The following is a 24,780-nucleotide window of genomic DNA, read 5'->3' as shown; positions in this document are numbered from 1 at the left end:
GTGCCGCCCATCCGAGTCCTCCCTCGCGCCTGCGCCGTCGTCATCACCGGTTCAGCCGGTGATTCCACTCTTGTCCCGATTCTCATCACCTGTCAAGGTGGTGATATGCAGTTCTCGTTTCTTGCCGGCAATCTGGCGCTGGACTTCGTGGCGACCATCGCGAGCCGTGACACGGTCGCCGAAGAAAAGCTGGTCACCGCCGCCGACCTGGCGGAATGGCTCGTTCTCAGTGGTGCCGTCGGCGAGCCTCCCGTGGTGAGTGGCAGCGAGTTCGATCGAGCGATCGCCCTGCGGGAGACGATCTACGGCGCCCTCCGCGAACGAACGGCCGGGCGCGCCCCGAGCGATCGCGCCGTAGCGGCGATCAACTCGGCCGCCGCCGTGGCGACTCCGGTTCCTGTGCTGTCCGACGGCGCCGTGGTGAGCCGTGGGTCGGCGGATGCGGCGCTCGCGCTCATCGCCCGCGCATCCCAGCAGGCGCTCACCGATGATCGCTTGCGGTTCTGCGACGGCGCGGACTGCACGCGCCCCTTCATCGACTCCTCCCGAGGCGGCTCCCGCCGGTGGTGCGGCATGTCCGGCTGCGGAGATCGGGCGAAGGCCGCCGCCTACCGTCGGCGACTCGCCGTTCGCGGGTGACGCGGTTCGCGCTCGCGGTTGCGGTCTCGCTCGCCCCGGAGTCGTAATGACCGGACTGCACCGGCCGCGCCGCGAACCGGCCCGTACCGTTGTCTTCGGCCTGTCACGCTCCTTCGTCTCACAGAGAACTCATCGGTTCCCTAGTCGGCTCCGAATTCTGCGCGGATAGTTGACGGGACCTCCCTGCTCGTCGCTCAGGGCACCACCTTCGCCGCTCAAGCGCTCGACGCGAACGGCGAGGTGCTCGCCGCCTCGAAGACCATCAGCGCTGATCGGTGATGCCGGGTTTGTTGCGAAGAATGCCCGAGGCGGGCTCGAGGTACGGGCCGACGAACTCAGGCAAGGCCGTAGCGGGCGCGGGTGCGACGTACCAGCTCGTCGGCGTCGAACTCCCCCTCGACGAACGCTGCAGCGTCCGCGCGATACTCGCTCGAAGAGGTCAGCCCCTCCATCTCGGAGTTGTGCGCGGCGTCAGCCACCACACGCTCGCGGAGATAGTGCTCAGCCGCGGAGATCGTGCTCACGCTCTTGACGCTCATCGCTGCCCCTTTCGACCTCTCCAGGCTACCCGGCGTGCTCAAAAGCCCCCAGGGAGGGTTTTGAACAGAACGGGGTTTCGGCAAGGGTTTTGAGCAACTTTGTATCCTTGCAATTCCGTGGGCGCGGCTTGGCCAACGTCGAGCCGCTCGGAAACGATCGCGGTCTCAACCGGTGAACGCACCACCCGGCTCTGAATCGAGCGTAGCGGGGTTGGGTGTGTCCGCTCGTTGGATGGCGCGGTAGGCGGTGGAGCGTGCGACGCCGAATAGTTCGGCGATTTCGGATCTGGCGTGAGCTCCCTGGCGGTGCAGGTTCACCAGGTGTCGCTCTTGTGCAGCGGAGGGTTTGGGCTTCTTACCGCGGAGGCGACCTTTGGCCTTCGCGACGGCCATCCCCTCGCGCGTGCGCATTCGAATCAGGTCGGACTCGAACTCCGCGACCATCCCGAGCACATTGAACAGCAGCCGGCCAACCGGGTCGCTCGGGTCATGGACGCTGCCGCTTAGGCTGAGTGCGACGCCCTTCCGCGTGAGTTCGTCCGCGATGTCACGCGCGTCTGGCAGGGACCGGGCGAGTCGGTCGAGTTTCGCTACGACGAGGGTGTCGCCGGAACGCACCGCGGCTAGCGCTTCGCGGAGGCCGGGTCGCTCGCGGTTGCTCCCCGTGAGGCCGTGGTCGACGTGGATGTTCTCCTCGTCGACGCCGAGCGCGCGGAGTGCGTTGCGTTGCGCTGGAGGTCTTGGGCGTTGGTGGAGACGCGTGCGTAACCGATGCGCATGATTCGGACTGTAGCGTTTAACGCGCCATCGCCGGGCATATTTGCGGGCGGGTCTTACGGGAATCGTCGGCCGCGAAAATACGCGATCCATCGGATGAGAACTGGACCTGTTTCGTGTGTCCCGTTGATCGACCGGTGTGCGGGCAGCTAAAGGACCTCGATTAGTTTTGCGACGGCAATCATCTTCGCAACGAACTTGTGGAGGTCCGTCCCAAGCGACCGTGGCCGGCGGTCACAGCTCCCTCTCCAATAGTCCACAATCGCCGAAAGCGCTCCGACACCCGACAATCTGACCGCCGCGACGTCCAGATCAGGGGCCGTTAGATGGCCGTCCGAAGTGCGCGGGCTCGCCAGACAACGGCGTGGACTCCCTGCTCAGGACGGACCGAAGAGAACCAGGCTCCGATCTTGCGGGAGCGCCATTCACTTGTTCCAGCATCCAGATGATTTCGCCAGACTCGGCGTCGCGCCCTAAGCGGGCGATCGCGCTCAGCTGCCCTGTATCCGGGCTGTAGAAGTTCATCGCCGAGTAGACCTTTCGGACCTTCTCGACCATCGCGGATGCAGCCCTATCGGCACGGTACGACGTCGAACACCATCCTGGCGAGTGCCCGACTGTGGCTTCCGTCGGTCGTGCCATTCGCCAAGATCAGCTACACGCTTCGATTGGGTCGGCGAACATCTTTCCATTCCTTCACGCTGGAACGACCAGACGCTCTCCTGGTTCGATCACGGTGACGGGAACGTCTGGGGCGAGTCGGCGGGCGGCATCGACGTAGAGCGCCGGGTCCTTGTCGCTTTTGAGGATGAGGCGGTCGCCGACGGAGCCGGCGGTGAAGGCGTAGTGCTGCGGGATGGCCAGTTTGGGGCGCAGGACTGAGGTGAGTTCGGCGGCTTCCTCGGCGTTCATGACGACCTGCTTGTTTCCGGCCATCCGTAAGTGGAGACCGTTGACCGGGAGCAACGTTACGTCGAGGGGACCGAAACGGTCGGTTAGGGTGCGCAGTTCCGGGGTGAGGAGCGTGTCGCCGGCGAAGTAGACGCTGCGGCCGCCGCCTGTGATCACATACGTGACTTCGTAAACGCCGTGCTCGCCGGGGGCCGCGTTGAATGTCAGGTCGCCGACGTTCGTGCTCTCCCACGCCTCAAGTGGGGTGACGTTCGTGAAGCCGACCTTCCTCGCCTTTTCGACGACGGGACCGGCGACAATCATCGGTACGTCCTTGTCCGGGTAGCGCTTGAACGCGTCCAGGTCGCAGTGGTCGTAATGCTCGTGGCTGATCACGACAGCATCGAGGTGCGGTAGTTTCTCCGGTTGGAACGCGATGGGCTCGCCTGGGTGGTAGAAGGTCTTCTGTGAGAACCACGGGTCGGTGAGCACCGTCAGTCCCCCGATCTCGATCAGGTGACAGCTGTGGGTGACGCGGGTGATGGCGAGCGACTCGGTCATGACGGTTCCTTCACTTGGCGGGCAGCGGGTGTGGACAGCAACGAGGTCACCGGCGTCCTGCCGGAACGGTTGTGGGCACACCGAGCGGTGTGATGACCCGGCGACTAATGCGCCACAGCCCGTCGCGTCGTTGCAGAACGTCGTCGTGGGACACGGCGTGGGCCGAGCCGTCCGCCATGATCATCAGCCCTCTGGACTTGACCGTCGCGGTATCCTCTCCCGCGCTTGTCGCGATGATGTTCGTCACGAGATGCGCAAGCGGAGCGTGGCCGCTTTCGGCCAAGCGTCCCGCCGCGACGCGGATCGCGTCGATTCCCTGAAACGCTCCGAGGCCGCTCGCGGTCGCTGACATGTCATAAACCGCATCCGGCGCGAACAGATCATCCAACCGGTCCAACTGGTTCGTGTCGACGATGTGGGCGTGGAGGGCCAGAGTGTCGTTGATGTCGAGACGGTCCTGGATGGTCAGCATGAGCAGTCCCTTTTCGTGGATGGCTGTTGGTACTCAGTACCGTAACACACTGAGTTCCGTACGGTGTCAAGTACCTTTTGCGTGTAGTGTTGGACCGTGTCGCAAACCATCCCGGCCCGTGAGTCCCTCACGGAGCGAAAACGACGTCTCGCCCGCCAGCGCATCATCGAGGCCGCGGACGAGCTCTTCGCCGTGAAAGGGTTCGACAATGTCTCCGTAACGGACATCGCTGCGCGCGCGGATGTCGGACGCACGACGTTCTTTCGATATTTCGGCGACAAGGCCGAGGTCGTATTCGCCCACGAAGAGGAAATGCTCGACCGGATCACCCAGTTCGCGACGGCCGAGTCCGTAGGCCCCGCCCGCACCACCGCGGAAGCCGTCGAACAGCTGAGGCCCATCGTGGTCGCACTATGTGATTACGCAAGCGACAACATCGACGGGTATGCGCTCCACTACGAGCTGGTCGAGAAGCACCTCGAACTGCGCGCACACGATGCCCTGAAGACGCAGCTGATCGCCGATCGATTCACCCAACTTCTCGTAGGGCGTGGCACGAGTGAGCCCACGGCCGTGTTCGCCGGCCAGGTGGCGCTGGCCTGCTATCAAATAGGCCGACGTCGGTCGACAAGTCCCAGCCAGCTTGGCGCCCAGACTCAAGCCGCGTTCGACCAGTTAGCAGCGCTCTGAACGGTCGCCGGCTCGCGCTCGGACTCACCCATCTCTGGTATCGAGGCGAAGCTCGAACGCCGACCGATCAATACGCAAAACCTCCGCACATCGCCGACATCTGGTCGCCAAGCACCATCACTACCCGGGAGCACCTTTACGTGCCCGCTGAGGGATCCCTATTCAGACGGCCTGCGCGACCTGGGCGGCTCATCCGCTCGACGGATGCTGAGCTCCCCGGTTGCAGCTACCGTGGACGGCGTGAGCCGATGGTCGGGAAGGGGTCGAGCGAGCGCAGCACTGATTCCTGTCGGGAGCTTATTGCTCGTCGTAGTCGTCCTGATGATCGTGACGCAGCTCGGCTACGCGTCGAAGAACTCGTGCGCTCGTTTCGGGCCTGCGCCGGCTGGGGCGATACGGACAGACGCCGGAGGGTCTGTCCGCGAAGCCCGAAGCTGGTGGCCCATCGGAACCGTTTGCAACTGGGAACGTATCGATGGCGCCGGCACGGTCCGGTCGCAGGTAGGCAGCGACGCGCTCACGGCTGCTACCTATGGCATTGCTGCCCTGGGATTCTTGAGCACGATCGTGGGGGCGTCGCAGCGTCGACGAGCAGCTCCCGACCGGTAGCCTCCCGACGGCGTGATCCGATCTCAATCCCCACGACGGCCTCCCCTGAGGCGCACTCAAGGATCGCTATTCGTGCATCCTGGTCAGCCGACCGTGTGGGGACCTGCTTTGCGTTCGCGGGAGGTCGGCTCGGTATGGCTGCCGCCCGCCGTTGCGGGCGATCTCCCGAGACACCGTCGAGGGCGAGCGCCTCAGGATCGCTGCGATCGCGCTGCTGGATAGCCCAGCAGCGATGCCACGCGAAACTCCCTCGCGCTCGGCAACGGTGAGCTGTTGCTTGCCGCGTGCGCGGGCTCGGGGTCTAACGCCTCCGTGTAGCGCCAACACCGTGCGGACCGCATGAGGTCGCGGAGCCTCCGCGCGATCAACCGGCTCGATTCACCTCGTGCCCATCGCTCCCACAGTTCGTCCTCCAGCTCACTCGTGAACACCAGCCGCACCTCCGGATCAATCCTTCCCGAACGGTGCATCGACCGGTTGAGACCGCGATCGTATTCGGTCGAGCTCGGCGGGCTGCAGAAGACTTACTGTTGTGGGCGGGCGTCAGCTCGACCTGGCAAGACTTGCCCGCCGCATCACCGGCCGGCTGACGTAAGTGCGCCCAATCTCGTCGAACCCAGCGGCGCGGAACATTGAGACAGTACCGGTGAACAGTGCGGACGCGGACGGAGCGCTCTTCAAAAGCGCCACGTCAACCGGATGTCCGTCCAACACCGTCGCGCCATGCTCCTGAGCCCACGTTGCGGCGGCCCCGAGCAGCTCGACGCCCACGCCCGCACCGCGGGACTCGCGGCGCACCGTGACGCAGGCGACCCACCACGCGAGCGGGTCAGGATCAAGAAGCTTCTGGAGTGCTCTGTTGCCCATGACGCCCGGCAAGGTCGCGCGCGGCACCACGCGGGTCCAGCCTGCCGGCTCGCCGTCCACGATCGCCGCCCATCGGTCGGCGCTTGCTGGCTCCACCCGAACGTCCATAGCTTGCAGTCTGCTCCCGTCCACCGGCGGCCGACCGATGATCAGACTCGACCTGGTGCAACACGAGCGTGATTGAATGGACGAGCGTATCGAGTTCCTTGCCCGCAACCGTACCGCGATCACCACGTATGACTGCCACGATCATTGCAAGCGCGACACAGAAGAGTCCCAGCAACAGCGCGACCTCGACCGCGAGCCCGGACCCTTCGACCAGGCGTCATGATTGTGAGATGGGCAAACTATCTAACTCTCGTTGGGTCATCACCGGCGCCGCAGGCAACATTGGAACACGCCTTCGCAGGGCGCTGCGCGCGTCGGGGGTCGACCTGATCTCGACCGATGTCCGGCTTGCTGACGCTGTAGACGATCATGATCGCGTCGTCACGGCCGACCTGTCTGACCTGGCACAGCTCACGACCCTGTTCGACGGCGCAGACGGCATCATCCATCTCGGTGGCCTGTCCGATGAGGCCGACTTCCATGACCTTGCCGAGGTGAATATCGTTGGGACGTACCACGTGCTCGAAGCAGCGCGTCGGAACGAGGTGCCTCGCGTCATCTACGCCAGCAGCAATCGAGTGACCGGCATGTACCCAACGACGACCCTGGTCGACCACACGATGCCCCCCCGACCCGACGGCTTCTACGGCGTTTCGAAGGTAGCAGGCGAGGCCCTCTGCCAGCTCTACTCGGACAAATTCGACCTCAGCACGATAGCTTTGCGCATCGGGAGTTACGAGGTGCAGCCGAGCACCCCTCGTGAGCGCCACACATGGCTCAGTCACAATGATGCCGTCCGCGCGTTCGTCGCTGCGATGACCACCACCGCGCACCATGCCACGTTCTACGCGGTGTCGGCCAACTCGGCCCCCTGGTGGGACAGGGCCGAAGGTGAGCGGCTCGGCTACGTGCCTGAGGATGATGCCGCTGAATGGTCTCTTACCGGTGAACTGGGGGAACCCCAAGGCGGCCAGTTTGCATCGCAAACCTACTCACTCGACCGGATGCGTCAATAGCTGGGACTCGACTCGCGCACGGAACCGGTCGTTCCGGGCGGCCGAAGGTCAAGCGCCATTCGGCAGCGTCGCCGCCGTCGGTGGTGGTGACCTTCTGCACGATCGATCGTCTAGAACAGGGTGAGCGCGGCCCACTGCAGGAGGATGACCGTCTTGCCGTCGACGATGCGGCCGTCGGCGATCATCGCCAGGGCGTCGTCGTAGGCGACGGTCACCGCCTCGATCTCTTCGCCCTCCTCTTCGACGCCACCGCCGGTGCCGGTGAGATCGGCCGCGGTGTACGGGGCCGCGAAGAAGTGCACGCGCTCCGTCACCGAGCCGGGGCTCATGTAGAGATCGAACAGGTGGCGCAGTTCGCCCACCTCGACCCCGAGCTCCTCGGCGGCCTCGCGGCGGATGGCGTCTTCGGCGGAGTCGTCATCGAGCAGTCCGGCTGCCGCCTCCACGAGCATCCCGTCGGGGTGGTCGTTGACGTAGGCGGGAAACCGGAACTGGCGGGTCAGCAGAATGGTGCGAGCGACCGGGTCGTAGAGCAGGATGGTCGCGCCGTTTCCGCGATCGTAGGTCTCGCGCTGCTGAGTCGTCCATGCACCGTCGCGCCCGCGGAACTCGAACGTCGTGCGGCGCAGCACATGCCAACCGTCGGAGGTGACCTCGACATCGCGCACGCGCACATCCGGGTTGCGGTCGAGGTCGCGGCCGAGCAGCTGCAAGCCCGTTCGTCCGCGGGAGTCGGGGATGCCTGTGCCGGGCCGTTCTGAGGTCATGGTTCGACCCTAACCCGGCTGCCTGAGCACCTCAGCGGTCGCGGTAGCGGCGACGCACCTCTCGCGAGGCGAGGATGTCGGCGGCGTCGGCATCCTGCAGCTTCAGAATCGCCTTGTTCGACTTGAGCGGCAGCCGGAGCGCCGAGTCGGCCTCGATGCCGCTGACCAGTTGGCGGGCCCGCTCGATCTCCGAATCGAGTTCGGCGCCGAGCAGCAGCACCACGTTCGCTATCCAGATCCACAGCAGAAACACGATGACGCCGGCCAAAGAGCCGTACGTCTTGTCGTAGCTGCCGAAGTTGGCGACATAGAAGGCGAACAGGGCGGAGGCTATCCCGAGCAGCACGATCGCGGCGAACGAACCCGTGGTGAGCCAGCGGAACTTGGTCTGCCGTACGTTCGGCGTCGCGTAGTAGAGCAGTGCGACCAGGAGCACGAGGGCGACGATCAGCACGGGCCACTTGAGAACCGACCACAGCACCTGCACCGTCTCGCCCACGTGCAGCGCGCCCCCGATCGCCGTCGCGACGGGGCCGGAGAGCACCAGCAGCACCGCGACGAGCGCGATGAGGAGTAGCGCGGCGATCGTCACACCCAGCTGAACGGGGCGCAACGAGAAGACCGTGCGGCCCTCCCGAACTCCGTAGATGCGGTTGAGCGCGCGGCCGAACCCGCCGACGTATCCCGACGCCGACCAGATGGCGCCGACGATGCCGATGGCGAGGGCCCACCCGCTGGCGGGAGAGGCGGCGAGGTTCTCGATGGGGCCCTTGACCGCATCCAGTGCGCCAGGGGCCAACTCTTCGACGATGCCGAAAAGGGCGTCGATGCCCGACTTGCTCTGTCCGATGAGACCCAGGATGCTGACGAGCGCGATCATCGCCGGAAAGAGCGACAGCACCCCGAAGTAGGTGAGGCCGGCGGCGAGGTCGGTGACCGCGTCGCGCGAGAAGCTGTGCAGCGTGCGCTTGAGGATGAACTTCCACGGCAGCCGGAACCAGGAGACGTGGTTCATCCCCTCGATGCGGCCGACCGCTTCGGCCCTCGCGGTTCCGACTCCGCCCAGGTCAGCGGGCGGCACGGTTCCGGCCCCGCGTCAGCAGCACGACGGCGCCGGTTGCGGCGCCGACGATCGCGAGGAACAGACCGGCGAAGAAGACAGGATGCGAACGGATCTGCACGCCGGGATTGAACGTCGCGAAGAGGTCGTCGAGGGTCGACGCGAGTTCGTCGCGGGTCTGCTCGAGGTCGAGTTTCAGCACGTTCATGCCGGCGGTTTTCTGCAGAGGAGGACGCTCGGGTCGTTTGTCGGTCACGGGCGTTCCCCTTTCAGTGCGCGGAGGTCGTCGCCGAGCTCTTGCTTCAGGTCGTCGGGCACCGGAGGCATCCCGCGTTTCAGGCTCGACACTCCGATCAACGCGGCGATGCCGCCGAGCACGAGAAGGATGGCGCCCACGACGAGTGCCGCGAGCCACGCCGGCCAGATCAGGGCGAAGGCGAGCACCGCCGTCGTGACCAGCGCGCAGAGCGCGAAGAACACGAAGACGAGCGCGCCGACCAGCAGCCCGGCGCCGACGCCCGCCGCCTTGGCCTTGGCCGTCATCTCCGCCTTGAAGAGCGCGAGCTCACCGGCGACCAGACGGCGCAACTGGGCGACCAGGTCGCGCGTCAACTCGGGCAGAGGGCGAAGCCCTCGGGTGGTGCGTCGCCGCTCACGCGGGAGGGGCGGCTTGTCGAAACTCATGTGGGCTCCCTTCAGGCCGTCTCGTGGCGACGCTACTCCCGCATCCGGCCGAGGCCAAGGGCTCACGGCGTGTGTGCGGCGGTCTGGACGGAGGCGGCACGGCGCTCCACACTAGACACATGAGCGCTGCGGACAATACTCAACGGGGAGGGATCCTGGTGGCCGTGGTCGCCGGGCAGCCGACCGCCGTTCTCGAACAGGCCGCACGCCTGGCCGACGACCTCGATGTCGCCCTCGTCTGCGCGAACGTCGACCCCAACCGCTACCTGGTCTCCAGCTATGTCGACGGCACCGTCGTCGCGCTGCCGTACGACCCCGATCTGCCGGAGGTCGAGGACGAACGGTTCGACCCCGACCTGGAGGCGCACGTGCGGGCGGTTCTCGAACCGATCGGGGTTCGCTACAGCCTGGAGCAGCTCGCCGGCGACCCGTCGTGGGCGCTGGCGCGGCTGGCCGAGGAGGTCGACGCGCGGTACATCGTCGTCGGAACGCGCGAGGCCGGCATCAGGGGGAGCATCCGCGAGTTCTTCAACGGGTCGATCGCCGTGCACCTCGCGCACCGGCAGCACCGGCCCGTGATCGTGGTGCCGCTCGCGCCGGTCGCCGGTGAGGGCCAGCTGCCGTGGGAGGAGCCGCCGGTGTAGCACCCGTCGGTTCAGCCCCCTCGGTATAGTGGGCGCACGGCGATGGATCTCGCCGGGGCCCGCGCCGAGCGCAGCCCGAACCGCACCGGTCGCTGATAGTTCCTACCTTCTTGCGAAGAATGGATGCTCTTGCCTGCGAAGAACCCGACGCCGGTGCACCTCCACTGGCGGCACATCGCGCTCGTGTTCGTGGGCGGTGCGCTCGGAACCGCCGTGCGTGCGCTTCTCGGCGCGACGCTGCCACCCGTCGCCGGTCTTCCCGTGGCCACCCTCGGCATCAACGTCGTCGGCGCCTTCGTGCTCGGGATGCTGCTCCAGTCCCTCGCTTCGGCCGGCCCTGAGGCGGGGCGCCGTCGTGATGTGCGCCTGTTCGCCGGCACGGGCATCCTCGGCGGCTTCACGACGTACAGCGCTTTCGCCGTCGACGCGGACGGGCTGATCGTCGCGCACAACGTCGGGGGGAGCATCCTCTACACCGTCGCCACGATCGTCGTCGGAGCGGTGGCGTCGATGGCCGGCATCGCCATCGCGGCCCGGCTCGAACGGAGGCCGCGATGACCCCGCTGCTCCTGCTCGCGGTGGCTGCGGCCGGCGGTCTCGGCGCAGTGGCCCGTTTCGTGTTCGACGGCGTGCTTCGCAGCCGGGTCGCCGTGAACTTTCCGCTCGGAACGACCGTGATCAACGTCACAGGGTCGTTCCTGCTCGGACTGGTGACCGGGCTCGCTCTCGTGCACGGCCTTCCGGCGGAGTGGCGCGCCGTGCTGGGTACCGGCTTCCTCGGCGGCTACACCACCTTCAGCACGGCCAGCTACGAGACGGTGCGTCTCGCGCTGCAGCGCCGCTACCGGGCGGCACTGTTCAACGGCTTCGGGATGATGGTGCTGGCCCTCGCGGCAGCCGGGCTCGGGCTGTGGCTGGGGTCGCTCTAGCCCTCGTCCTCGTCTCCGCCGTCTTGTTCCATCCACCACTCGGTGAACTCCTCGGCGCGACCGTCGGGAGCGAGTTTCACCACCCAGAGGTTGCTGTAGGTCGGGCCTTCGCGATACTCCGTCAGGCCCTCGACGAAATAGGTGAACGCGTCGCGACCGGCCAGACGCCACTCGAACGCCACCGCACCCGGGTCGTCTTGCGCGTCGAGCCAGCCCTCGACGATCTCGAGGTGGCCGTCCCACGGTTCCGCGAACGGTTCGGTGCGGTACGACGCGTCCTCGGTGAAGAGCGCGCGGATGTCGTCGGGGTCGTTGGACTCCCAAGCTCGACGGTAGAGGTCGATCCAGTGGGTGATCGCGTCGCTCATGGCACCGTTATACGCCCTCGTCGACCGCACACGCCAGGGCGGTTCGCGCGCCGGAGCCGATTCGGTACCCTGTGCACATGGAATCGGCGCTGGATTCGTGGAAAGAGTTCAACGTGGCGATCGCGGGCGCCGGCGCGGCGCTCGGCGGTCTGCTCATCGTGGCACTGTCGGTCAACATCAAGCAGATCGCGGAGTCCCGTGGCCTCGCCGCTCGGGCCGGTGCCGCCGTGGCGGCGCTCATCCTCGGGGTCGTGCTGGCGTGCGTGGCGCTCATCCCGGAGCAGTCGCTGCCGGCGTTCGGCGCCGAGGTGCTCGCCGGCACGCTGGGATGCGGTGTGATCGCGGTGCTCGCGGCGCGGGCGATCCTGTCGGACGACTCGCCGGGCCGCATCCGCACGTACGACGCCGGCCACATCCTCTCGTTCGTGCTGCCGCTCGTCGTCTACGCGGTGGGCGGGGTGATGCTCGTGCTGGGTCTGCCGGCCGGGCTGATGATCGTCGCGGTCGCGACGATCATCGCCTTGATCGCCGCGGTGGTCTTCTCCTGGGTCGCCCTGGTCGAGATCCTGCGCTGAGTCGCGCCTTCAGGCCGGTTCGGTCAGTGGAGGGCGAAGGGCGGCGCGGAGACGCCGGGGGTGACGGCGGCGGCGGGGTCGCTGCCGACAGCGAGGATGCGGTTGGCGGCGTCGACGTGCACGACGGTCGGCTCGAAGACGCGGGCCTCCTCGTCGGTCAGCTGCGCGTACGAGATCACGATGACGAGGTGGCCGACCTCGGCCAGGTGGGCGGCGGCGCCGTTGACGCCGATGACGCCGCTGCCGCGCTCGCCGGCGATCAGATAGGTTTCGAACCGGCTGCCGTTCGCGATGTCGACGACGCTCACCTGTTCGCCCGGCAGCAGGTCGGCCGCGTCGAGCAGTTCTTGGTCGACGGTGAGAGACCCGACGTAGTGCAGGTCGGAGTGCGTCACCGTCGCGCGATGGATCTTGGACTTGAACATCGTTCTGAGCATGATTGCCTCAATTCTTGCAGCCCGTGGAGCTCTTGCGCGGCTAGTGGACGAGCGCGAGCTGGGGGAGCGCCGAGATGAGGGTCGCGAGTTCCGGCACCTCGTGGGCACCGGCGAGCGCGCGCTCGAGGGCGTCGTCATGGATGGGCCGCGCCGTGTCGAGCAGGCGGTGGCCGGCGGCGGTGAGCTCGGTGTAGATGCCCCGCCTGTCGTCGTCGCACAGCACGCGGGTGAGCAGGCCGCGCTCTTCGAGACGGTTGACGAGGCGCGTGGTGGCGCTGGGGCTGAGGGCGCTCGCGCGGGCCAGCTGCTGCATCCGCATGTGCCAGCCGTGCTGACGACTGAGGGCGTCGAGCACCGTGTACTCCACCACGGAGAGTCCCGCCTGCTTGCTGAGCGAGCGCTCGAGTTCGGTCTCGATGAAGTCGTGCAGTGCGGCGAGCGTGCGCCAGCCCTGCGCGCGCACCTCGAGGGCGTCGTCGGCGATTCCCATGGTGGCCTCTCTGTGTCGAACGCAACCGTCGTCGCAGTCGCGCCGCAGGTTGCGAGAAGTATTTGCATGTGCAACTATTTATGACGCGCCTGCAACTATTAGCGTACGCGTCGCATCCCCAAACCAGAAACCAACTCAGGGAGTTCTCATGCCTGTCGGTCTCATCGCCCTCGCCCTCGGCGGCTTCGGCATCGGCCTGACCGAATTCGTCATCGCCGGGCTGCTGCCCGAGGTCGCCGCCGACTTCCATGTCGACGAGGCCGCTGCCGGCTGGCTGATCTCCGGCTATGCGCTCGCCGTCGTGGTCGGCGCGCTCGGCCTCACGGCCGCCGTCACGCGGCTGCCGCGCAAACCCGTGCTGCTCGGCCTCATGGTGCTGTTCATCGCGGGCAACGCGCTGTCGGCGATCGCCCCGACCTACGAGGTGATGCTCTCGGGTCGCGTTCTCGCAGCCCTGTGCCACGGAGCCTTCTTCGGCATCGGCTCCGTCGTCGCCGCCGGCATGGTCGCTCCCGAGAAGCAGGCGCGGGCGATCGCCCTGATGTTCACGGGACTGACCGCGGCCAACGTGCTCGGGGTCCCGTTCGGCACACTCCTCGGCCAGGCGCTCGGCTGGCGGTCCACGTTCTGGGCCATCACGGCCATCGGCGTCATCGCTCTGATCGGCGTGGCGGTGCTCGTTCCGCGCAGCACCACGACGGCTTCGGGCGGTGGCCTGCTGAAGGAGCTGACGGCGTTCCGCTCCGGGCAGGTGTGGCTGTCGCTGATCGTGACCGTGCTCGGTTTCGGCGGGATGTTCGGAGCCTTCACCTACATCGCGTACACGCTCACCGAGGTCTCCGGGTTCGCCTCCGCCGCTGTGCCATGGCTGTTGGTGCTGTTCGGCCTCGGACTGTTCGCCGGCAACGCCATCGGTGGACGCTTCGCCGATCGGGCGCTCGACAAGAGCCTGCTGCTCCTCCTGATCGGGCTGTCCGTGGTGCTGACCGTGTTCGCGCTCGTCGCCGGCAATCCGGCCGCGACCGTCGTCGCGCTCGTACTGATGGGCGCGTTCGGGTTCGCGACCGTCCCCGGTCTCCAGATGCGGGTGATGATCTACGCCGATCACGCACCGACGCTCGCCTCCGGCGCCAACATCGCCGCCTTCAACCTCGGCAACGCGCTCGGCGCCTGGATCGGAGGGCTCACCATCACGGCGGGCCTCGGCTACACGTCGCCGCTCTGGGCGGGCGCCGCGATCACGGTCGGCGCGGTCGTCGTCATGGCCGTCGCAGCCGGTGCGGCCCGCCGCACCGCGCGCGTCAGCGCCGGAAAAAATACCGAGCACCCTCTTCCGGTGCGGTAGACCGAGGAGTACATTCAGCCTCAACGGACGGTCAGGGGGTGATCGTGAATGCAGACGCGTGTTGAAGAACGAGGGTCTCACCTCACTCCCGTGCGCCTTGTTCTCGGATCCCTGATCGGCGGCGCTGGCATCGCCATCCTCGGCTTCTTCTGGAGCGCCGGCTCGGCTTCGGCGGCAGAACCGGCCCCACAGCCGGCTCCCGTCGCACACTCTTTGCTGGGCGCCGTCGGATCGGTCGTGTCGGGCGTCGACGGCGCAGTGACCGGCGTGGTCAGTGACGTCGGCGGCGCGGTCGCGGCCGTCACACAGCCGGTCGCCGATGCTGCACCCGAGCCGGTGCGCGAGGTCGTCTCGACCGTCGTGACGCCGGTCACCACCGCCGTGCATGGCGTGGCCGAGACGTCGCCGGTGACTCAGGTCGTCTCACCCGTCGCCGGAGCGGTCGACGGCGTCGTGAACGCCGTCCCGCTCATCCACGATCTTCTCGGTGACGACCCCGTCACCTCCCTCGTCACCCCGGTCGCCGGGCTCGCCGACCACACGGTCGGCGCCGTCGTCGACCTGACCACGGATGCGGTCGACCCCATCGCGGGCGCGTCACCGCCTCCGGGTGACGAGTCGGGCGGGTTGCCCGCACTGCCCTCGCTCGTGCTGCCCGGCCTGGCCGTTTCGCCCGGTGCTTCAGCAGCCGTCGAGCCTCGGCCGCTCTTTTCCGCCCTGTCACAGGGCGGAGCGGGCCACGTGCCCGCGGCAGACGGCGCGCTGGGCGCGCTTCCGGTCGTCGGGTCGGCCGAGAACGCGCCCGGTGCACCGCCGGCGCCCGGCGGGCCGTACCCAGCTCATCCGCTGGCCGTCACGACCGGCGCCGGCGCCGGATCGGGCTCTGTCGCATCGGCCGCAGCAGTGGCGGTGGCGGAGAAGACTTTCGACATCGCGGGCGCCGCATCCGGTGCGCGGCCAGTGAACGCTGACGACGACCTGCCGTCGTCGCCCACCGCCGACCACGACATCAGCCCCGACTGAGTGGGTCCCGTCTGCCTTCAGGCAGAACGCGACCGAAGTCTCCCTTCTGGGAGCACACAACACTCATTCGAAAGGCAAAACCATGAACAAGTACGTGTCGAGGGGGCTGTGGTTCACCCTCTTCCTCGGCGGCCTGTCATTGGCTGGAGTCGGTGTCGCGAACGCGGCCGAGACCAGCGGTGACGACGGAGTCGCCTCGGGCGACCAAGCGGCCGTCACAGTAACCCTTCCCGTCACGCTGAGCGGAAACGGCATCAGCGTGATCGGCGACTCGCAGTCGACGGACTCGACGGCGGCTCCGGCTGCCGACCCGGCCCCGGCGGCGTCACCGTCTGTCGACGTCTCGACCTCCGGTCTCGGCGGGGTGCTCTCCGGCGCCCAGGCCCTGGTGGATGTGAGCGTGCCCGTCACGGTGACCGGCAACTCGGTCAGCGCTGTCGGCGATGCGTCGAGCAGCGACGCGACCGCGGCATCCGCTGCGCCCGCCGCCGCCGCTCCGGCTGCTGCTGAACCGGCGGCCGCACCGACGACGTCGGGCAGCGATGGTGTCGCTTCCGGCATCCAAGCGCCCGTGAACGCGGACGTTCCGGTCACCGTGGGCGGCAATGCGATCAGCGTGCTGGGCGACTCGACGTCGTCCGGTTCGACGACGCAGCCCGCCGCGGCGTCCGGCACGGCCGGTGATGGCCTGACGACGTCGGGTGAGAACGGCATCGGCTCGGGCATCCAGGCTCCGATCGATCTGGGGATCCCGGTCGTCGTCGGCGGCAACGCGATCAGCGTGCTCGGCGACTCATCCTCGTCCGGCGCGACAACGGCTGCTCCTGCGGCTGGATCGGGTAGCGACCCCGCAGCCGGTGCAGGTTCGACCACGACGGGTTCTGATGGGGTGCTCTCGGGTGTCCAGGTTCCTGTCGGCGCCGCGGTTCCGGTGACCGCTGGTGGCAACGCGATCAGCGTGGTGGGTGACTCGACCTCGTCGGGCTCGACCACGGCGGCTCCTGCGGCTGGGTCGGGGAGCGGCTCCGCTGCCGGTGCGGGATCGACCACGACGGGTTCTGATGGGGTGCTCTCGGGCATCCAGGTTCCGGTGGCCGGGGATGTCCCGGTGACGGCCGGCGGCAACGCCATCAGCGTGGTGGGTGACTCGACCTCGTCGGGCTCGACCACGCAGGGTGGCGCGGCAGGCGGTGGCTCGACGGGGATCACGACGGGCGGTGAGGGCGGCATCCTCGGTGGCGTTCAGCTGCCGATCGACCTCGGAGTTCCGGTGACCGTCGGCGGAAACGCGGTCAGTGTGATCGGCGACAGCGAGACGGACGGGTCGACGACAACGCCGACGACGCCGACCACCCCGACGACCCCGACGACGCCCACCACTCCGACGACGCCGACCACTCCGACCACCCCCACCACGCCGACGACCCCGGGTGACCCGGGAGCGGCCACGGTGACGGCGGGCTCGGGAACGACGTTGGCGCTCGGTGCAGGCTCTGCGACGACCCTCGCACAGACCGGCTCGAACGAGCTCGGCCTCGGCGCGATCGCTGCGCTGCTGGCCCTGCTGGGAGTCATTCTGATGTTCGGGGCGCGCAACCGCATCGCGCCGCGCGCTCACCGCATGCACCACAGCAAGTGAGAACGGGCGGCCGTGCCGCCGGGCCACGTGCCCGGCGGCGCGTCGTCATGCCCGAACGCGGGCGGGCGGGCGCGGCCGGGTCAGGGAGTGACGGTGAGGGTGGTCCAGGTGCGCGCTACGTCGGCGAGGCCGGCGGCGCGGAAGGCGAGGATCGCGGCGCCGATGCGCCCCGCATCCCCACCCAGTTCGCTGCGCAGGATGCGGGGGCTGCTGCGCCAGGCGAGACCGGCGGCGACGCGCGAGCGCAGGGGCGCGAAGAGCGCATCCCCGGCGCGGGAGAACCCGCCGCCGAGCACGATGACGGTCGGATCGAGCAGCAGGGTGAGGGTGACGAGGCCCTGGGCGAGCACGTCCACCGCTTCGCGCCAGACGGTGTCGGCGACGGCGTCGCTACCGAGGCGGCCCACGATCTCGCTCGAGGTGAGCGGGTCTCCGCCCGCCGCCGCGTAGCGCCGGGCCAGCCCCGCACCCGAGACGTACACTTCGAGGCACCCACGCTGGCCGCACGTGCAGAGCTCGCCGTCCTGCACCATCGGGATGTGCCCGAACTCGCCCGCGGCGCCGGTCGCGCCGGTGATCGTTCCGCCGGCGGTCACGAGGGCGGCCGCGACCCCGGTGCCGATCGGCACGAGCACGAAGTCGTCCGTTCCCCGCGCCGCGCCGAGGGTGCGTTCGGCGAGTCCCGCCGCCCGCACATCGTGGCCCAGCGCGACCGGAACGTCGAGAGCGTCACGCAGAGCATCAAGAAGGGGCACATCGCGCCAGTCGAGGTTCGAGGCGTAGAGCACGACGCCGCGCTCCTCGTCCACCATGCCGGGGGTGGCGACGCCCGCACCGACCACGGTGCAGCCGAGACCGGTGGCCAGCTCGCGCAGGTCGAGGAACAGCTCGATCAGCGCCGCGACCACCTCAGCGGCAGGAGTCGGGCGGGTCAGCTGGGCGACGGTCTCACCGTCGGCCGTCACCACGGCGCCCTTCATTGCTGTTCCGCCGAGGTCGACGGCGAGCACGGCGGTGGTGCCGTCGGTGGACAGGGCGAGGGATGCGGCGCCCGCCTGATCGGGGCCGCTCACGCCGCGACTCCGCCGTCGCGGGCAGCCCCGCCGTCGCGGGCGACCCGACCATCGCGACCGTCACGGCCGAGCTGCCGCAGCACATCCCGCACGATCTCGGCCGAGGTCACCATCCGGAATCCGGAGTCGTAGACGGTCGCCGCGCCCCCGGCGGCGCGGGCGGCGCTCGGCACGGCCGTTCCCGCGCGCAGGTGCACCTCCGTCACGCCGGTGCGTCGCACGATCTCGGCGACGTTGCCCGGGCGCACGCCGCCGCCGGCGAGGATGCCGACCCTCCCGCGCGCTCGCACGACGAGCTCGGCGAGCGTCTCCGCGCCGTCGATGGCTGTGCTCGCACCGCCAGAGGTCAGGATGCGTCTGACGCCGAGCCCGATCGCGTCGTCGAGTGCCGCGGGAAGGTCCGGAGCCTGGTCGAACGCCTTGTGAAAGGTGACCGGAGCTCCGGCGGCGGCGGCGACCATGCGCGCGGTGGATTCGACGTCGATCGAGCCGTCGGCGTTCAGCGCGCCGAGCACGAACCCGAGTGCCACACCGGCCGGGTTCGGCAGCTGGGCGATCGCGCGGATGTCGGCGACCATCGCATCCACCTCGGCCTGGGTGTACACGAAGTCGCCCGGGCGGTGCCGCACCAGCACGTTCACACCGATGGTGGTGGCGGTGCGCAGCGCCACGGCCACGGTGCCGATGCTGGGGGTGATGCCGCCTTCGCCGAGTGAGGCGCAGAGCTCGACCCGGTCGGCGCCGGCGCGTTCGGCGACGGTGATGCCGCTCAGATCGTCGAGGCAGATCTCGACGGCCGTCACGCGGTGGCCCCGAGAGCTCGGGAGAGGTCGTCGCCGACAGTGATCGCGCCGACCGGAACGCCACCGCCGAGAATCGCGACAGACGTCAGGGCGCCCGCGCCCGCGATGTCGACGCCGAACGTCTCGAGCACGCGCAGCGCCAGAACCGTCGTGGCACGCGGGCTTCCGTCGACGATCTTCATCGAGACGGCGGTGCCGTCGGCGGCGGCCACCCCGATGACCCCTTCGGCGCCGCCCTTGGCGAGAGCGCCGGGAACCGTCTCCATCAGGGTCGAGTTCTGGTGCCCGGAGCCGCCCACGTAGAAGGGATGCTCGCGCATCGCCGCCGCCACCTGGCCGGCCGGAGACGACGGCTCGGCCTGCACGAGCGCGCGGAACGCCTGGGCGATGCCGCGCACGCTGGTTCCGAAGAGCGGAGCGCCGCAGCCGTCGATGGCGTCGTGCTCCACCGGCACGCCGGTGAGCCCGGCCATGGTGGCCCGCACGTGCTGCTGCAGGGGGTGCGCCACATCGAGGTAGTCGTGGGTCGACCATCCGTTGACAGCGCAGGCGAGGAGCATGGCCGCGTGCTTGCCCGAGCAGTTCATCCGGATGCGCGTGCGCGGCTCGCCCGCCCGCACCAGCCGCTCGAAGGTCGCCTCGTCCTCCGGCCGGTCGACCGGGCATCCCAGGGCGCTCTCGTCGAGGCCGGCGCGCTCGAGGATGGCGCGCACGACCCGAACGTGCTCGTCCTCACCCGTGTGACTGCCTGCGGCGATGGCCAGCTCGGGCCCGGCGAGCGGCGCGCCGGCGGTGAGGCAGGCGAGCGCTTGGAGGGGTTTGACGGTCGAGCGGGGCAGCACGACCGCATCCGGTGTGCCGAGCTCGAGCAGGGTCGCGCCCGACGGATCGACGGCGACGAGCGAGCCGAAGTGCCGGCTCTCGACGAGACCCGAGCGGGTGACGGCCGCGAGCTCGGCGAGGTGCGCGACACCGGCGGCGGGCGTCGCGGTGACGGCGGGGGAGACGGAGGCGGAGGTCGGCTCAGGCATTCGCGGCTTTCGTGTGGTCGATGGCCGGGAGCGCCGGCAGCGGTGGTTGTTTGACGCGACGGCGACTCTGGTCGCGCTGAAGCCGAGACGCCACGTACGAGAGGCTGCCGTTCACCACGAGGTAGATCGCGGTCACAGCGATGTAGGTGGGGATGAGCAGGTGCAGGTAAGAGGCGAGCACCTGACCGCGGTAGAGCAGTTCGGTGAAGGCCACGATGTAGCCCAGCGAGGTGTCTTTCAGCAGGCTGACGAGCTGGGTGACCAGCGACGGCGTCACGTTGCGGAACGCCTGAGGCAGCACGACGAAGCGCATGGCCTGAGAGCCGCGCATCCCGAGGCTGAGCGCAGCCTCGCGCTGGCCGCGGGGGAGGCTCGCGACGCCGGCGCGAACGATCTCGGCGAAGACGGCGGAGTTGGCGATCGTCAGCGGAACGACGAGCTTCCAGAGAGTCGGCAGGTTGATGCCGATCTGGGGAAGGCCGAACAGCATCAGGTAGATCATCAGCAGCACGGGAACGGTGCGGGCGATCTCGATGTAGGTGGAGCTCAGCCAGCGCAGCCAGCGCTGGTGGCTCATCCGGCCGAGCGCAAGCAGCACACCGAGTGCACCCCCGAGAACGGCGACGATGGCCGCGGCCTCGAGGGTGCCGAGCAGGCCGACGAGGAGGTAGCTCCAGATGGCCCAGTCGGTGAACGGCGCCCAGCGTTCGGGGGCGAGCTGGCCGTGGTCTGCGAACTGCCAGAGGCCGAGCCCGATCACGACGATGAAGACGACGGAGCTGACGATCGAGCCGAAGAGGATGGTGCGCTTGCCGCGCGGGCCGGGCTGGTCGTAGATGAAGGAGGCCGCGTACTCGCGGCGCGGGCGACGCCTCTTCGGCGAGGGCGCCGGACGGTCGGGGATGAGCTGAGCGGTCATCGGACGATCGCCACCTTTCGTTCGACCCAGCCCGCGGCGAGCCCGATGGCGAGAGCGATGGCCATGTAGACGAGGCCCGCGCTGGAGAAGATGAGGATGGGCTGCGCGGCGACCAGGTTGATCTTGTTGACCGTCGCGGTGAGTTCGACGACGCCGACCGCAGCCGCGAGCGCCGTGTTCATCGCGAGCGCGATCATCACGTTGCCGATCGGCTGAACGACCGCACGCAGAGCCTGCGGGATGATGACGAAACGCAGCGACTGCGAGAGCGTCAGACCCAGAGCGCGCGAGGCTTCGATCTGCCCGACACCGACCGTGTTGACACCGCTTCGCACGGCCTCGGCGACGTAGGCCGCCTCGTAGACGGTCAGCACGATGATCGCGGTCGGGGTGAGGGGCAGCAGGATTCCCGCGTCCGGCAGCGCGAACACGGCGAGCAGCAGCAGCGCGAGCAACGGAACGTTGATGAAGAACTGAACGTAGAGGAAAGCGGCGCCCCGGAGGATCGGGATCGGGCTGACCCGCGCCACCGTCACGAGCACACCCAGCACGATCGAGCCGACCCCGGCGATGATCGCCATCATCAGGGTCGTGCCGAGCGCCTGGGCGATCAGCCCGAGGTTGTCGATCAGGGGGTTCATTGCTCACTCACTCGTGACGTGCGGATCGATGGATGAAGGTCGGGACGCGCGCGGAGGTTGTGTGGGCACTCCGCGCGCATCCCGGCCGGTCAGGAACCGGGGACCGAGCCGATCTCCGGAGGGGTGGGGATGGAGGAGTCGGTCACGGTGCCGAGCGTGGTCTTCCACGCCTTGCCCCACTGGCCGCCCTTCTGAATGGTCTTCAGCCACTCGTTCACGAACGACTTGAAGTCGCTGTCACCGTGCTTGAGGCCGATGCCGTACGGCTCCTTGGTGAACGGGTTGCCGACGACCTTGATCTGCTTCTCGCTGGCCGCGTCGCTCGCGAGCAGGGTGTAGTCCTGCACGTAGGCGTCGCCGCGACCCTGGATGAGCGCCTGCACGGCGGCCGGGTCGGTGGCGAACGCGGTGACCTTGGCGGTCGGAGCGACCTTCGGCACCTCGGTGACGGCCGGCGTGTTCGCGCCGACGATCACGTTCTTGCCGTCGAGGTCTTTGACGCTCTTGATCTTGTCGTTGTCGCTCTTCACGGCGACGGCGAGACCGGACTCGAAGTACGGCCCGGCGAAGTCGACCTGCTTCGCGCGCTCCTCGGTGATCGTGTAGGTGTTGAACACCACGTCGACAGTGCCGTTCTGCAGCATCGCCTCACGGGTCTCAGATGCGGGCGGCACGATCTCGACGTTCGGCTTGCCGAGGATGTAGATCGCGAGCAGCTTGGCGAGGTCGGCGTCGAAGCCGTTCACCTGGTCGGGGTTCGTCGGGTCCTGCTGCGACAGCAGCGGGGCGTCGAGCGCCTCGGCGACGATCAGCTTGCCGCGCTTCTTGATGGCCTCCATCGTGGACTTCGGGAGGATGAGGTCGGCCTTGGCGACGGGCGCGTCGGCGAACACGGAGTCGGCGGACGAGCTGGAGCTCGGGTCGCCGCCAGGGAGACTGGTGGTGCCGGAACAGGCGGAGACGGCGAGCGTCACTGCTGCGAGCAGGATGCCGGCGGCAGTCGCCTTGCGGGTGGTGCGGGTCATGTACTGCGTCCTTCCTCGGGGGATGTGTGGTGCAGGGTGGTGCCGGTGGTGCCTTCCGCGCACTCAGTGCGACAGGACGGAAGCAAGGAACGAGCGCGCGCGCTCGGATTTCGGGTTGTCGAAGAACTCGGCGGGGGTGGCCTCTTCGACGATCTGGCCCTGGTCCATGAAGACGACGCGGTCGGCGGCGCGGCGGGCGAAGCCCATCTCGTGCGTGACGACGATCATCGTCATCCCCTCTTTGGCGAGGGCGGTCATCACCTCGAGCACCTCACCGACCATCTCGGGGTCGAGCGCGCTGGTCGGCTCGTCGAACAGCATGACCTTCGGATGCATGGCCAGCGCCCGCGCGATGGCCGCGCGCTGCTGCTGGCCGCCCGAGAGCTGCGCCGGGTAGCTGCCCGCCTTGTCTTTGATGCCGACACGGTCGAGCAGTTCGAGCGCCTCGCGCTCGGCCTCCGCCTTCTTGACGCCGCGCACCTTGAGCGGTGCGAGGGTCACGTTCTCGAGGATCGTGCGGTGGGCGAACAGGTTGAACGACTGGAACACCATGCCCACGTCGGCGCGCAGGCGGGCGAGCGCCGCCCCTTCGACGGGGAGCGGTTCGCCGTCGACCCGGATCTCGCCGGCATCGATGGTCTCGAGACGGTTGATCGAACGGCAGAGCGTCGACTTGCCGGAGCCCGACGGCCCCACGACCACGACGACCTCTTTGGGCTCGACGAGCAGCTCGATGTCTTTGAGCACGTGCAGGTCTCCGAAGTGCTTGTTGACCGCGTGCAGGCTCACCATCGGCCGTGCATCCGTTGCGTTCATCCAGGTTCCTCGCGTCATCGTGGGTCGGGTTCCGGAAAGCGTACTAAGTGTTCACATGATTATGCAATTGTGGATTTACTTCGTTCGATTTCGAATAAAGTCGATACAGTATTCTCGACCCAAACCTCTTTGAGAGTGGAGTGCCCGGCGCGATGAACAGCACCACCGATGCCCTGCTGGGCTCCGGCTCGTCGGCGGCCGCGATCCTCGACCTCATCCGCTCGGGCCACTCCCGGTCGCGAGCCGAGATCGCGCGCTCCACCGGGCTTTCGCCGTCCACCGTCGCCCAGCGCATCGACGCGCTGATCGGCGCCGGCTACGTGCGGGAGGCGGGTGAAGGCGTCTCGCAGGGCGGCCGCCGCCCGCGCACCCTCGAAATCGATCCGTCGACCGGCGTCGTCTGCGCCGTCGACCTCGGCTCGCACCACGCGACCTTCGGTCTGGTCGACCTCTCGGGCCGGCTGATCGCCGTGCGCAACGAGAACATGGACATCGCGGATGGCCCCCACCGCATCCTGAGCTGGATCGCCGCGGTCGCCGACGAGCTGCTTGCCGAGCACGGGCAGCCGGGTCAGCGGCTCCGCGGCTTCGGCATCGGTCTACCGGGCCCGGTCGACTCCTCGGGGCTCATGGTGTCGCCCTCCCGGATGCCCGGCTGGAACGGCGTCGACGTGTCGGCTCTCATGACGGGTCTGAGCGGGCTTCCGACCGCGACGGACAACGACGCCAACCTCATGGCGCTCGGCGAGCATGTCGGCCTTCGGGATGAGGTGCAGCACTTCGTCTTCGTCAAAGCGGGTTCGAGCATCGGCTGCGGTGTGATCGCGAGCGGCGAGCTCTACCACGGCTTCCACGGCATGGCGGGCGACATCAGCCACGTCACCGTGCCCGGGGCGCCTGCGGTGCTCTGCTCCTGCGGGCGTAAGGGATGCCTCGACGCCGTGGCCGGAGGGGCAGCCATCGTGCAGGCGCTCCAGGACGCGGGGGTCGCCGTGGCCGACACCAGCGACGTGCTGGCGCTCGCCCGCGACGCGCATCCGCTGGCCACCCAGATGCTGCGCGAGGCGGGAACGCGGGTTGGCGGAGTGCTCGCCACCATCATGAACTTCTTCAACCCGCAACGCCTCGTGCTCGGCGGCATCCTCGGCGAGGCCGAAGCCTTCGTCGCCGGTGTGCGATCGACGATCTACTTCGAGTGCCTGCCGATGGTCACCGACAACCTGGACATCGCGGTGAGCGTCACCAAAGATCGCGCCGGCATCCTCGGCGCCGCCCGGCTCGTGCTCGACAAGCTCTTCGACAGCCAGGAGATCAACAGCGTCGTGCGGTGACGATGGCTCGC

31 protein-coding genes, 1 pseudogene and 1 riboswitch are annotated in these 24,780 nt (G+C 68.3%); of the genes and pseudogenes, 12 read left to right on the top strand and 20 right to left on the bottom strand.

Annotation, left to right across the window (positions count from 1 at the left end):
* Window positions 1–105: 105 nt before the first annotated feature.
* Window positions 106–639: a CGNR zinc finger domain-containing protein gene (locus tag ACFVWR_RS02705; RefSeq protein ID WP_387207720.1), complete on the top strand. Its 534-nt coding sequence runs from the start codon at window positions 106–108 to the stop codon at window positions 637–639.
* A 335-nt stretch (window positions 640–974) separates the two neighbouring features.
* Here ACFVWR_RS02705 and ACFVWR_RS02700 read toward each other — a convergent pair whose 3' ends face one another.
* From ACFVWR_RS02700 to ACFVWR_RS02685, 4 genes and pseudogenes are all read right to left on the bottom strand, one after another.
* The gene (locus ACFVWR_RS02700) at window positions 975–1,178 is read right to left on the bottom strand and encodes a hypothetical protein (RefSeq protein ID WP_387207718.1); all 204 of its coding nucleotides are present in this window, start codon (window positions 1,176–1,178) and stop codon (window positions 975–977) included.
* Window positions 1,179–1,343: 165 nt separating this feature from the next.
* Window positions 1,344–1,957, bottom strand: a pseudogene (locus ACFVWR_RS02695) (recombinase family protein).
* A 694-nt stretch (window positions 1,958–2,651) separates the two neighbouring features.
* Window positions 2,652–3,407, bottom strand: a complete 756-nt coding sequence (locus tag ACFVWR_RS02690) for an MBL fold metallo-hydrolase (RefSeq protein ID WP_387207716.1) — start codon at window positions 3,405–3,407, stop codon at window positions 2,652–2,654.
* A gap of 46 nt (window positions 3,408–3,453) precedes the next feature.
* A complete protein-coding gene (locus ACFVWR_RS02685; RefSeq protein WP_387207714.1) occupies window positions 3,454–3,879 on the bottom strand; it encodes a nuclear transport factor 2 family protein in 426 nt (141 codons plus the stop codon).
* 96 nt (window positions 3,880–3,975) lie between these two features.
* Between ACFVWR_RS02685 and ACFVWR_RS02680 the strand changes: the two genes are divergently transcribed.
* Window positions 3,976–4,569, top strand: coding sequence for a TetR/AcrR family transcriptional regulator (locus ACFVWR_RS02680; RefSeq protein WP_387207712.1), 594 nt, complete (start codon window positions 3,976–3,978; stop codon window positions 4,567–4,569).
* Window positions 4,570–5,244: 675 nt separating this feature from the next.
* On the opposite strand, the gene ACFVWR_RS02675 is transcribed toward ACFVWR_RS02680, so the two are convergent.
* Both ACFVWR_RS02675 and ACFVWR_RS02670 read right to left on the bottom strand, forming a co-directional pair.
* A complete protein-coding gene (locus tag ACFVWR_RS02675) occupies window positions 5,245–5,505 on the bottom strand; it encodes a helix-turn-helix domain-containing protein (RefSeq protein ID WP_387207710.1) in 261 nt (86 codons plus the stop codon).
* A gap of 216 nt (window positions 5,506–5,721) precedes the next feature.
* On the bottom strand, window positions 5,722–6,153 hold the full coding sequence (locus ACFVWR_RS02670; RefSeq protein ID WP_387207708.1) for a GNAT family N-acetyltransferase: 432 nt from the start codon (window positions 6,151–6,153) through the stop codon (window positions 5,722–5,724).
* Between the two features lie 76 nt (window positions 6,154–6,229).
* Here ACFVWR_RS02670 and ACFVWR_RS02665 point away from each other — a divergent pair, with 76 nt between their 5' ends.
* Window positions 6,230–6,376: a hypothetical protein gene (locus ACFVWR_RS02665; protein WP_387207706.1), complete on the top strand. Its 147-nt coding sequence runs from the start codon at window positions 6,230–6,232 to the stop codon at window positions 6,374–6,376.
* Between the two features lie 7 nt (window positions 6,377–6,383).
* A complete protein-coding gene (locus ACFVWR_RS02660; protein ID WP_387207704.1) occupies window positions 6,384–7,169 on the top strand; it encodes an NAD-dependent epimerase/dehydratase family protein in 786 nt (261 codons plus the stop codon).
* 110 nt (window positions 7,170–7,279) lie between these two features.
* Here the strand turns inward: ACFVWR_RS02660 and ACFVWR_RS02655 are convergent, their stop codons facing one another.
* Genes ACFVWR_RS02655 through ACFVWR_RS02640 form a run of 4 tightly spaced genes read right to left on the bottom strand, consistent with a single transcriptional unit; the run spans window position 7,280 to window position 9,680 of the window.
* A complete protein-coding gene (locus ACFVWR_RS02655) occupies window positions 7,280–7,936 on the bottom strand; it encodes an NUDIX domain-containing protein (RefSeq protein ID WP_387207702.1) in 657 nt (218 codons plus the stop codon).
* Between the two features lie 31 nt (window positions 7,937–7,967).
* On the bottom strand, window positions 7,968–9,017 hold the full coding sequence (locus ACFVWR_RS02650; protein ID WP_387207700.1) for a YihY/virulence factor BrkB family protein: 1,050 nt from the start codon (window positions 9,015–9,017) through the stop codon (window positions 7,968–7,970).
* Window positions 9,004–9,252: a DUF3618 domain-containing protein gene (locus tag ACFVWR_RS02645; protein ID WP_387207698.1), complete on the bottom strand. Its 249-nt coding sequence runs from the start codon at window positions 9,250–9,252 to the stop codon at window positions 9,004–9,006. The genes ACFVWR_RS02650 and ACFVWR_RS02645 overlap by 14 nt, the downstream gene beginning before the upstream one ends.
* Window positions 9,249–9,680 (bottom strand): phage holin family protein, encoded by a 432-nt coding sequence (locus tag ACFVWR_RS02640; RefSeq protein ID WP_387207697.1) that lies wholly within the window; start codon window positions 9,678–9,680, stop codon window positions 9,249–9,251. Before ACFVWR_RS02640 ends, ACFVWR_RS02645 begins: the two co-directional genes overlap by 4 nt.
* A gap of 119 nt (window positions 9,681–9,799) precedes the next feature.
* Between ACFVWR_RS02640 and ACFVWR_RS02635 the strand changes: the two genes are divergently transcribed.
* From ACFVWR_RS02635 to crcB, 3 genes are all read left to right on the top strand, one after another.
* Window positions 9,800–10,324, top strand: a complete 525-nt coding sequence (locus tag ACFVWR_RS02635) for a universal stress protein (RefSeq protein ID WP_387207695.1) — start codon at window positions 9,800–9,802, stop codon at window positions 10,322–10,324.
* Between the two features lie 29 nt (window positions 10,325–10,353).
* Window positions 10,354–10,436, top strand: a riboswitch (Fluoride riboswitch).
* A gap of 11 nt (window positions 10,437–10,447) precedes the next feature.
* Window positions 10,448–10,882 carry a fluoride efflux transporter FluC gene (locus ACFVWR_RS02630; RefSeq protein ID WP_387207693.1) on the top strand — a complete coding sequence of 145 codons (435 nt, stop codon included), beginning with the start codon at window positions 10,448–10,450 and terminating at the stop codon, window positions 10,880–10,882.
* A complete protein-coding gene (gene crcB / locus ACFVWR_RS02625) occupies window positions 10,879–11,253 on the top strand; it encodes a fluoride efflux transporter CrcB (RefSeq protein WP_387207691.1) in 375 nt (124 codons plus the stop codon). The genes ACFVWR_RS02630 and crcB overlap by 4 nt, the downstream gene beginning before the upstream one ends.
* On the opposite strand, the gene ACFVWR_RS02620 is transcribed toward crcB, so the two are convergent.
* Complete coding sequence (locus ACFVWR_RS02620; RefSeq protein WP_387207689.1) at window positions 11,250–11,621, bottom strand: hypothetical protein; 372 nt, start codon at window positions 11,619–11,621, stop codon at window positions 11,250–11,252. The genes crcB and ACFVWR_RS02620 overlap by 4 nt on opposite strands.
* 77 nt (window positions 11,622–11,698) lie before the next feature.
* Between ACFVWR_RS02620 and ACFVWR_RS02615 the strand changes: the two genes are divergently transcribed.
* The gene (locus ACFVWR_RS02615) at window positions 11,699–12,196 is read left to right on the top strand and encodes a hypothetical protein (protein WP_387207687.1); all 498 of its coding nucleotides are present in this window, start codon (window positions 11,699–11,701) and stop codon (window positions 12,194–12,196) included.
* Between the two features lie 23 nt (window positions 12,197–12,219).
* Here the strand turns inward: ACFVWR_RS02615 and panD are convergent, their stop codons facing one another.
* Together panD and ACFVWR_RS02605 are read right to left on the bottom strand one after the other, a co-directional pair.
* Window positions 12,220–12,633 carry an aspartate 1-decarboxylase gene (panD, locus tag ACFVWR_RS02610; RefSeq protein WP_387207685.1) on the bottom strand — a complete coding sequence of 138 codons (414 nt, stop codon included), beginning with the start codon at window positions 12,631–12,633 and terminating at the stop codon, window positions 12,220–12,222.
* Window positions 12,634–12,673: 40 nt separating this feature from the next.
* On the bottom strand, window positions 12,674–13,123 hold the full coding sequence (locus ACFVWR_RS02605) for a MarR family winged helix-turn-helix transcriptional regulator (protein WP_387207683.1): 450 nt from the start codon (window positions 13,121–13,123) through the stop codon (window positions 12,674–12,676).
* Window positions 13,124–13,271: 148 nt separating this feature from the next.
* Here ACFVWR_RS02605 and ACFVWR_RS02600 point away from each other — a divergent pair, with 148 nt between their 5' ends.
* From ACFVWR_RS02600 to ACFVWR_RS02590, 3 genes are all read left to right on the top strand, one after another.
* The gene (locus ACFVWR_RS02600; RefSeq protein ID WP_387207681.1) at window positions 13,272–14,468 is read left to right on the top strand and encodes an MFS transporter; all 1,197 of its coding nucleotides are present in this window, start codon (window positions 13,272–13,274) and stop codon (window positions 14,466–14,468) included.
* A gap of 90 nt (window positions 14,469–14,558) precedes the next feature.
* Window positions 14,559–15,491 carry a hypothetical protein gene (locus ACFVWR_RS02595; RefSeq protein WP_387207679.1) on the top strand — a complete coding sequence of 311 codons (933 nt, stop codon included), beginning with the start codon at window positions 14,559–14,561 and terminating at the stop codon, window positions 15,489–15,491.
* 82 nt (window positions 15,492–15,573) lie between these two features.
* On the top strand, window positions 15,574–17,130 hold the full coding sequence (locus tag ACFVWR_RS02590; RefSeq protein WP_387207677.1) for a chaplin family protein: 1,557 nt from the start codon (window positions 15,574–15,576) through the stop codon (window positions 17,128–17,130).
* A gap of 80 nt (window positions 17,131–17,210) precedes the next feature.
* On the opposite strand, the gene ACFVWR_RS02585 is transcribed toward ACFVWR_RS02590, so the two are convergent.
* The 7 genes from ACFVWR_RS02585 to ACFVWR_RS02555 all read right to left on the bottom strand — a co-directional run bounded on the left by ACFVWR_RS02585 (window position 17,211) and on the right by ACFVWR_RS02555 (window position 23,438).
* Window positions 17,211–18,203: an ROK family protein gene (locus ACFVWR_RS02585; RefSeq protein WP_387207675.1), complete on the bottom strand. Its 993-nt coding sequence runs from the start codon at window positions 18,201–18,203 to the stop codon at window positions 17,211–17,213.
* Window positions 18,200–19,006 (bottom strand): copper homeostasis protein CutC, encoded by an 807-nt coding sequence (locus ACFVWR_RS02580; protein ID WP_387207673.1) that lies wholly within the window; start codon window positions 19,004–19,006, stop codon window positions 18,200–18,202. Before ACFVWR_RS02580 ends, ACFVWR_RS02585 begins: the two co-directional genes overlap by 4 nt.
* Complete coding sequence (locus tag ACFVWR_RS02575; protein ID WP_387207671.1) at window positions 19,003–20,037, bottom strand: asparaginase; 1,035 nt, start codon at window positions 20,035–20,037, stop codon at window positions 19,003–19,005. The genes ACFVWR_RS02580 and ACFVWR_RS02575 overlap by 4 nt, the downstream gene beginning before the upstream one ends.
* The gene (locus ACFVWR_RS02570; protein ID WP_387207669.1) at window positions 20,030–20,956 is read right to left on the bottom strand and encodes an amino acid ABC transporter permease; all 927 of its coding nucleotides are present in this window, start codon (window positions 20,954–20,956) and stop codon (window positions 20,030–20,032) included. Before ACFVWR_RS02570 ends, ACFVWR_RS02575 begins: the two co-directional genes overlap by 8 nt.
* The gene (locus ACFVWR_RS02565; RefSeq protein WP_387207667.1) at window positions 20,953–21,597 is read right to left on the bottom strand and encodes an amino acid ABC transporter permease; all 645 of its coding nucleotides are present in this window, start codon (window positions 21,595–21,597) and stop codon (window positions 20,953–20,955) included. Before ACFVWR_RS02565 ends, ACFVWR_RS02570 begins: the two co-directional genes overlap by 4 nt.
* 89 nt (window positions 21,598–21,686) lie before the next feature.
* Window positions 21,687–22,622, bottom strand: a complete 936-nt coding sequence (locus tag ACFVWR_RS02560) for a glutamate ABC transporter substrate-binding protein (protein WP_387207665.1) — start codon at window positions 22,620–22,622, stop codon at window positions 21,687–21,689.
* 63 nt (window positions 22,623–22,685) lie between these two features.
* Entirely contained in the window at window positions 22,686–23,438 is a 753-nt protein-coding gene (locus ACFVWR_RS02555) for an amino acid ABC transporter ATP-binding protein (protein WP_387207663.1), read from the bottom strand.
* Window positions 23,439–23,590: 152 nt separating this feature from the next.
* On the opposite strand from ACFVWR_RS02555, the gene ACFVWR_RS02550 reads away from it, so the two are divergent.
* A complete protein-coding gene (locus ACFVWR_RS02550; protein ID WP_387207661.1) occupies window positions 23,591–24,769 on the top strand; it encodes an ROK family protein in 1,179 nt (392 codons plus the stop codon).
* The last annotated feature ends 11 nt before the right edge of the window (window positions 24,770–24,780 follow it).

It is taken from the genome of Leifsonia sp. NPDC058292 (assembly GCF_042880955.1).
Classification (GTDB): Bacteria; Actinomycetota; Actinomycetes; order Actinomycetales; family Microbacteriaceae; genus Leifsonia.
This window is presented reverse-complemented; position numbering and strand designations above follow the sequence as displayed.